The 1,285-nt window shown below is 52.7% G+C and carries 2 protein-coding genes and 1 pseudogene; all 3 read left to right on the forward strand.

What is annotated here, in order from left to right; genetic code table 11:
• Positions 1-181, forward strand: a 181-nt coding sequence (locus HT737_RS31175; protein WP_220459341.1) for a hypothetical protein, incomplete at its 5' end; no start/stop codon positions are given.
• A gap of 159 nt (positions 182-340) precedes the next feature.
• On the forward strand, positions 341-601 hold the full coding sequence (locus HT737_RS07870) for a DUF2790 domain-containing protein (protein WP_047599663.1): 261 nt from the start codon (positions 341-343) through the stop codon (positions 599-601).
• Positions 602-1,155: 554 nt separating this feature from the next.
• Positions 1,156-1,285 (forward strand): annotated as a pseudogene (locus tag HT737_RS07875) (ribonucleotide-diphosphate reductase subunit beta); the annotation flags it as partial.

The raw sequence follows: 1,285 nt of genomic DNA on the forward strand, positions 1-1,285 counted from the left end.
TGTAGGAGCTGCCGTCAGGCTTGCGATTCTTTTGATCTTGCTTTGCAAAAATCAAAGACGAAAGATCGCAGCCTTCGGCAGCGCCTACAAGGGTTGGGCGGTGTTTTGTGGGGATTGTTACCAAAACCACCAAAAGTGTTTATCAAAACCCCATCTGTTTACCCCCACCCCACCTGCCTAAAATCCACTCCGCCGACAAGGCAAACGCGATTAACAACGTTACAGCCCCCACGAAGGCCGTTAATCCAGCTCTCAAGTAATAACTGCAAACGATGAAGTTCCACACGCAACCCTAAAAAGGTTGCGTGACCCCACTCGACCTCAAAAAGGTAAATCTGAAATGAAAGCTTTATTGGTTCTGGCCCTCAGCAGTCTGTGCGCAACCGCCATGGCAGACGAGGTCCCGACTGATGTCGCACAGCAACAACCGGCGATCGAGGAATACACTTACTCCACTCACCTGGATATCGCCAAAGTTGTATCGATGAGCGAAGTGCCGAATGTCTGCGAAGTGGTACCGGCCAAAATGGAGTACGACGACTCCAAGGGTCAGCGCCACATCCTGCGTTACAGCGTCATGGGTAACGGCTGCACCAATTGATGATCGAGACTGCACCGAATCGGACCGCTCAGCGCCTCATTTGAGGGTCGATTCCAGCCCGGCTTCGGTCGGGCTCAGTTGTGTCTGGAGTCGTCAAAAATGCTTGCAAAACACTAGATGTAGTGAAAACACGGTTTTTTTGTTCGTTTTTTGAGCAAATCCACAATCGCGAGATTTTTACGAAAAAAAAATCTATCCCCGGCAAAGCCCTGTAAACCCGCACTCTCATCGAAAAACCAGCCTCCTCGACCGCGCCATGCGCGGATTCGCCTCAGCACAGCCGTGTTTTTTTCCCTATAATGCCGCCCTAATCGGGTCAGCAATATTCCCTTACAGGGAGCAAAAGCCATTCTGAAGCCCCGCAGCAGCGTCAACGCTGATCTGCGCCCGTCAGAGGCTCTCGGAAACCCGTACAAAATTCTGTTTTATTGCCTGCCTTGGCTGCCGCAAAAAACGATTCCTTAAGATCCAACGCGGTCTGTACGACCGTGTGAAAAACCCACCAATCAGGTTTCACACGGGGCGACAGGCCCTCACGCAGGAGACGACACGTCATGCTGAGCTGGGACGAATTCGACAAAGAAGACAGTGAAGTAGCAACCGTGAAAGGCGCCAACGCCGGCCACGCTACTGAAGCCAACATGGACCGCCTCGACAGCGCCGGCGGTGCCGCAGCGCTGGAAG

This window comes from Pseudomonas sp. MD195_PC81_125 (assembly GCF_014060985.1).
Lineage (GTDB): Bacteria > Pseudomonadota > Gammaproteobacteria > Pseudomonadales > Pseudomonadaceae > Aquipseudomonas > Aquipseudomonas parakoreensis.